Source organism: Sphingomonas bacterium (genome assembly GCF_903643035.1).
Taxonomy (GTDB): Bacteria; Pseudomonadota; Alphaproteobacteria; order Sphingomonadales; family Sphingomonadaceae; genus Sphingomonas.
The window spans coordinates 1-6295 of sequence record NZ_CAHJWW010000164.1 but is presented as its reverse complement, the minus strand read 5'-3'; the positions used below and the strand labels follow the sequence as shown (position 1 = coordinate 6295).

General features: G+C 70.1%; 5 protein-coding genes and 2 pseudogenes. 4 read left to right on the top strand and 3 right to left on the bottom strand.

Going from position 1 to position 6295, the window contains the following annotated elements; translation table 11 throughout:
• From HUV01_RS10755 to HUV01_RS10745, 3 genes and pseudogenes are all read left to right on the top strand, one after another.
• Positions 1-493 (top strand): annotated as a pseudogene (locus HUV01_RS10755) (hypothetical protein); the annotation flags it as partial.
• Positions 494-528: 35 nt separating this feature from the next.
• Positions 529-1635, top strand: a complete 1107-nt coding sequence (locus HUV01_RS10750; protein ID WP_174298256.1) for a DUF2336 domain-containing protein — start codon at positions 529-531, stop codon at positions 1633-1635.
• Positions 1632-2972: a sensor histidine kinase gene (locus HUV01_RS10745; protein WP_174298255.1), complete on the top strand. Its 1341-nt coding sequence runs from the start codon at positions 1632-1634 to the stop codon at positions 2970-2972. Before HUV01_RS10750 ends, HUV01_RS10745 begins: the two co-directional genes overlap by 4 nt.
• Before the next feature lie 7 nt (positions 2973-2979).
• Here the strand turns inward: HUV01_RS10745 and HUV01_RS10740 are convergent, their stop codons facing one another.
• The 3 genes from HUV01_RS10740 to gltX are packed head-to-tail and all read right to left on the bottom strand — an operon-like array spanning position 2980 to position 5986.
• Positions 2980-3186, bottom strand: coding sequence for a hypothetical protein (locus HUV01_RS10740; RefSeq protein ID WP_174298252.1), 207 nt, complete (start codon positions 3184-3186; stop codon positions 2980-2982).
• On the bottom strand, positions 3186-4469 hold the full coding sequence (locus tag HUV01_RS10735) for a citrate synthase (protein ID WP_174298254.1): 1284 nt from the start codon (positions 4467-4469) through the stop codon (positions 3186-3188). The genes HUV01_RS10740 and HUV01_RS10735 overlap by 1 nt, the downstream gene beginning before the upstream one ends.
• Positions 4466-5986, bottom strand: coding sequence for a glutamate--tRNA ligase (gene gltX / locus HUV01_RS10730; protein ID WP_438827167.1), 1521 nt, complete (start codon positions 5984-5986; stop codon positions 4466-4468). Before gltX ends, HUV01_RS10735 begins: the two co-directional genes overlap by 4 nt.
• Positions 5987-6107: 121 nt before the next feature.
• On the opposite strand from gltX, the pseudogene HUV01_RS10725 reads away from it, so the two are divergent.
• Positions 6108-6295 (top strand): annotated as a pseudogene (locus HUV01_RS10725) (ComEC/Rec2 family competence protein); the annotation flags it as partial.

The window sequence follows — 6295 nt, the reverse complement described above, 5'->3', positions numbered from 1 at the left end:
GCTGGGACTGGCGGGGATCGGCGCGCTGATCGCAGGATGGCCGACGTCCGGGCTGCTGCTGCTGCTGACCGCGGTATTTCCGCTGGCGCTTGGCGCGACGCTGGCCCGGCTGCGCGAGGAGGGTGCGTTTGCGATAGGCCAGGAGGGCGCGATCGCCGTGCTGGCGGCGGTGGGGGCGATCCTGCTGGGACGCGGTCTGACGCCGACCAGCGGCATGGTCGCGACCGGCATGTCCACGGGCGGGATGTCCACGGGCGGGGGCACGGCGGGCGCGCCGGTGGTGGCGATCGTGCTCGTCCTGCTGGTCGGGCTGGGCGAGCGGGCGGCGCTGCCCAAGCTGCGGCGGCGCTGGTGGAGCACGCCGGCGGCATGTCTGGCATTGCTCATACCGTTCTCGGCGGTCGGGCGACCGATGACCGGCCTCGTTGCCGTCGCGCTTTATGCCGTGGCAACCCTGGCGGCGGCGATCGAGGCGCTGCGGCGCGACGCTTAGCCCGCTTTTAACGACGTCGCGCTAAAGGCGAACGCATGCCGGTCGAGTCCAGAACCATAATCCCGACGATCGCACAGGATGCGGACACGCGCGCCGATACGCTGGTGCATGCGGCGAGTGCGGCGTTGGATGCCGCCGGGTCGCACGAGCGGCGGGCGCTGCGCGAGCTGGCGCTGCCGGTCGAGCATCGGCTCGACGAGCGCACCCTTGCGTCGCTGCGCCGTCGTCTTGCGGCGGCGGCGGCGCCGATCGAGCGCGGCGTGCGACTGGGCGCGGCCCAGAGACTGGGAGCGATGCAGGCCGTGGCCGCCGCCGAACGGCTGCTCGACGACCCTGTGTCGCTGCTCGCCGACCTGTTCGCGCTGGCCGCGAACGAGGCGCTCGTCCTCTCCGAACTGCTGGCGATCGTGCGGCTGGAGGCGCTGGCCGCAAATCTCCCGCCCGGCGCCTCGACGGGAGCCGATCGCCCCAGCCTGCTCGCCCGGCTCGCCGGCTGTCCGGAGCCTGACATCGCGGAGGCCGCATCGGCGCTCCTTGCGGCACATAACCGACAGGCGCCCGATGTCGCGCCGCCGTTGCCAGTCGTGATGCGCGATCGATTGGTCTGGTGGACGGCGGCGCTGCTGCGCGACCGGATGGCCGAGGATCCCCGCGTCGATCACGCGCTGGTGGAGGCGGCGGCGGAAATGATCGACGCGACGCCGGACGAGGTCTCGCCCCAGTCTAGCGCGATGCGGTTCGCGGAGCTCGTCGGTGCTCGCCCGGACGAACTGCCCGCCCTGTTGCTGGAGGCGATCGGCGATCGGCAGCCGGTGCTGTTCGTCGCCCTGCTCGCGCACGCGAGCGGGCTGACATTCGGCGCCGTCCGCGCGATGCTGACCGATGCGGCCGGCGAGCGACTGTGGCTGCTGCTACGCGCGCAGGATCTGGATCGGGCGACGATCGCGCGGATCGGAGTCGCGCTGGCGGAGGCCGATCCGCGCCGCGACCTCGACCGGTTCGTCGCCGCGCTGGACGTCGCGATGACGGTCGCGCCGGAGCGCGCGGCGGCGGTCTTCGCGGGGGCGAGCCTGCCGCCATGCTATCGCGCCGCGCTGGCGGACGTGCGGACGCTCGGCGCGACCGGAGCATCGGGGCGATGATCGATCGGGGAACCGTTCGCGGCCTGATCGACCAGGAAGGGCGGCTGGCCAGCGCGGACGAGGCGTTGCTGGCGCTCAACGCGCGTGCGGGCGGAGCGATCGGCGAGCCGCTGGCGGTGAACCCGATCGCGACGCTCGCGCGGCTCGCGGGACGACTAGGCGTGCTCATCTCGCGCGGCGTGACGGTGGCGGACGAGGTAGCGGACCTGGACCTCTGGATCCGCGCGCAGCCGGTGGAGGGCGGGGCCGTCGCGCTGACGATCGGCGACTGGCGCGAACGCCAACCGTGGCGACAGTTGCTGCGCCCCGCCGCAGACCGACCCGCGCCGCTGCCCGACGGCGGCGATGACCGCTGGGAAACCGATGCGGCGATGCGGCTGACCGCCTTGTCGCCGGAGGCGGGCGGGCGGTTCGGCCTCGACGTGGCCGGCCTGCTCGGTCGACCGTTCACGCAGGCGTTCCGATTGGCGGAGGGCGCGGACGGCGACCTGCCGGTGATCGCCGCGCTCGCCCAGCGCCAGGGGTTCGCCGGCCAGCGCGCGACCATTCGGGGATCCGACCGGCCGGTGCTGATCGCAGCGACAGCGCGGCTCGATCCGGGAGGCGCATTCGCCGGCTTCGTCGGGACCATTGCGGTCGACCCGGACGCGGCGGAAGCGGCAACGCTGACCCAGGCGTTCAGCGCGCGGCTCGACACGGTCCTGCGGGCGCCGCTCGGCATCATCGTCGCCAACGCCGATTCGATCCACGCACAGGCCGACGGACCGCTGCGGGCGGACTATGTCGACTATGCCGCCGACATCGCCAGCGCCGGACGGCATCTGATCGCATTGGTCGACGATCTCGCCGACCTCCAGGCGATCGAGCGACCCGATTTCGTCGTCGCCGCCGATGCGATCGACCTAGCCGACGTCGCTCGGCGAGCCGGAGGCCTGCTGGGGGTGCGCGCGTCGGACGCGGGCGTGCGGATCGACCGGCCCATGCCCGACGATACCCTGCCCACGACAGGCGAGTTCCGACGCGCGCTGCAGGTAATGGTCAACCTGGTCGGCAATGCGGTGCGCTACTCGCCCGAAGGCGGAACGGTGTGGATCCGGACCGAACGCGAGGGCGCCAACGCGATCGTGGTGGTCGCCGACCAGGGCAAGGGTATCGCCGCGCAAGACCAGGCACGCATCTTCGACAAGTTCGAGCGGGTCGACCGGTCCGAGCCCGGCGGCAGCGGCATCGGCCTGTATGTCGCCCGACGCCTGGCGCGGGCGATGGGCGGTGACCTGACGGTGGACAGCGCACCGGAACAGGGCGCGCGCTTCGTCTTCTCGCTGCCGGCGCGGTGAGGCGGCGCTAGCGCCTGGCCACTCGCCGACCGGCCAGCCACAGTCCGACGCCCGCGATCGCCAGCAGTGCACCGCGCACGGCCCAGGGCCGCTGATCGAGCATGAAGCTGCTCGCGGGCCAGTGGATCAACCCCGTGCCCTGACCGATCCAGAGCAGTCCCATCAGCACCATCAACGCCGCCACGATGCGGATCCCGGCTGCGACGGCCTGCATCAGCGCGAGCCGAGCGGCACGTATTCGCGCTTCGTCGGACCTGTGTAGAGCTGACGCGGGCGGCCGATCTTCTGGTCGGGATCGGTAATCATCTCGTTCCATTGCGCCACCCAGCCGACGGTGCGGGCGAGCGCGAACAGCGCCGTGAACATCGACGTGGGAAAGCCCATCGCCGACAGGATCACACCCGAATAGAAGTCCACGTTGGGAAACAGCTTCTTCTCGCGGAAATAATCGTCGTTCAGTGCCATCTCTTCGAGTTGCAGCGCGACATCGAAGACCGGATCGCTGACGTTCATCGCCTTGAAGACCTCGCGCACCGTCTTCTGCATGACGGTCGCGCGCGGGTCGTAGTTCTTGTATACGCGGTGCCCGAAACCCATCAGGCGGAACGGATCGTTCTTGTCCTTGGCGCGGGCGATGAACTCGGGGATACGCTCGGGCCGGCCGATCTCGTGGAGCATGTTCAGCGCCGCCTCGTTCGCGCCGCCGTGCGCCGGCCCCCACAGACAGGCAATGCCCGCCGCCATGCACGCGAACGGGTTGGCGCCCGAGGATCCCGCGAGCCGTACGGTCGAGGTCGACGCGTTCTGCTCGTGATCGGCGTGGAGGATGAATATACGGTCGAGTGCCTGCTCGATCACCGGGTTCACCTCATATGGCTCGGCCGGTACGCCGAACGTCATGCGCAGGAAATTGCCCGTGTAGCTCAGCGAGTTGTCTGGATATAGAAACGGCTGGCCGACGCTGTACTTGTACGCCATCGCCGCGATCGTCGGCATCTTGGCGATCAGACGGTGCGACGCGATCGTGCGCTGCTGCGGATCGTGGATGTCGGTCGAGTCGTGATAGAAGGCGCTGAGCGCGCCGACGACGCCGCACATGATCGCCATCGGATGCGCATCGCGGCGAAAGCCCGAGAAGAAGCTGGCCAGTTGCTCGTGCACCATAGTGTGGCGCGTGATGGTGTAGCGGAAATCGTCGAACGCTTCCGCCTCCGGCAACTCGCCGTTGAGCAGGAGATAGGCGACCTCCATGAAGTTCGACTTCTCGGCCAGCTCGCCGATTGGGTAGCCGCGATGGAGCAGCACGCCTTCGTCGCCGTCGATATAGGTGATCGTCGACTGGCAGCTGGCAGTCGAGGTGAAGCCCGGATCGTAGGTGAACGAGTCGGTTTGCGCATAGAACTTGCGGATATCGACCACCTCGGGTCCCACGCTGCCCTTGAGCACCGCATAGTCGAGCTGCTTGTCGCCAAGGGAAAGCTTCATCGAGTCGCTCATTCCAGTCGTTCCTTCCCGTCAGGCGCCATTCGGTCCGCGATGCGCGCCAGGCTCTCGGTTCGCCCGAGCAGTTCCAGCACGTCGAAGATGCCCGGCGATGTCCGCCGGCCGGTCAGCGCCGCCCGCAGGGGCTGCGCCACCTGGCCAAGCTTCGCGCCGGCCTTCTCGGCCACTGCCCGCACCGCAGCATCGAGATGCGCCGTATCCCATCGTTCGACCGCGTCAAGCGCCGCATGTGCGGCGGCGAGCAGCGCGGGGGCGGAGCCGGCGAGCAACGGTTCGGCATCGGGCGCGATCGCCAGCGGCCGGGTGGCGGCAAGAAAGCGGGCTCCGTCGGCCAGCTCGTCCAGATTGGCGGCGCGCACCTTCAGCACCGCCATCGCGCGCACGAGCAGGTCGAACGCGTCGCCGCCCAGCGCGCTACCCGAGCCGGCGTCCAGTCTGGGCGCGACCAGCGCCGCCACCCGCGCATCGTCCGCCTCGCGCAGGTAGTGGCCGTTGAGGCTTTCCAGCTTCTTCAGGTCGAAACGCGACGGTCCCTTGCCCACGTCCGCGATGTCGAACCACTGCGTCGCCTGCGCGCGCGAGATGATCTCGTCGTCACCATGGCCCCAGCCGAGCCGCAGGAGATAGTTGTCCAGCGCCTCGGGCAGGATGCCCAGCGTGTCGCGATACGCGTCGATCCCCACCGCGCCGTGACGCTTCGACAGCTTGGCGCCGTCCGGGCCGTGGATCAGCGGGATGTGAGCGTAGACCGGATCCGGCCAGCCGGCCTCGATCGCATCCATCGCCCGGACGATCGGCAGCTGCCGGAACGCGTTGTTGAGGTGATCGTCGCCGCGGATCACATGCGTCACGCCCATGTCGTGGTCGTCCACCACGACCGCCAGCATGTACGTCGGCGTGCCGTCCGAGCGCAGCAGGACCATGTCGTCCAGCTCCGCATTCTGCACGGTGACATCGCCCTGGACTAGATCGGCGATCGTCGTCGCGCCGTTGCGGGGAGCGCGCAGCCGGATGACGTAGGGCAGGTCCGCGGGCGCCTCCTCGGGCGATCGGTCGCGCCAGCGCCCGTCGTAGCGGATCGGCTGGCCGGCGGCGCGTTGCGCGTCGCGCAGACCCGTCAGCTCGTCGGGCGTCGCATAGCAGCGATAGGCATGGCCGTGGTCGACCAGCAGCCGCGCGACCTCCGCGTGGCGGGCGGCGCGGGCGAACTGGTGCACCGCCTCTCCGTCCCAATCGAGGCCCAGCCAGCGCATGCCGTCGATGATCGCGTCGATCGCCGGCTGCGTCGAGCGGACGCGATCGGTATCCTCGATCCGCAGCAGGAAGCGGCCGCCGTGATGGTGGGCGAACAGCCAGTTGAACAGCGCCGTCCGCGCGCCGCCGATGTGCAGGAACCCAGTGGGCGAGGGGGCGAAGCGGGTCACCACCTGCACATCCGCCGCGGCGCCTGCCGACGCGCCGATGTTATCCGTTGCGCTCAACCGCGCTCGCTCCCAGACTGAGGATGTCATGGCCACGATAGCCGGTTTCGCCCCTAGCATGTGGCTTTGGCGCCTTCAAACCGGCCCGGCAAGGTCGTGGATCCGGTGTCGCGGCGCAGTCGAGTCCTGGCTGGAGGCGGAACGCGATCAGTTGCCGTTGTGGCTGCCGGTCATGCTGGGGATGGGTGTGACGGCGTGGTTCGCGCTGCCGCACCAGGTTCAGTGGGTCGCGACGATGCTGGCCGCTCTTGCGCTTGCCGCAGCGGCGCTGGCGATCGGGCGCGGCGGGCGGGCAGGGGCGGCGCTGGCGGTGGCGGGCCTCGCGATCGCGCTGGGGGT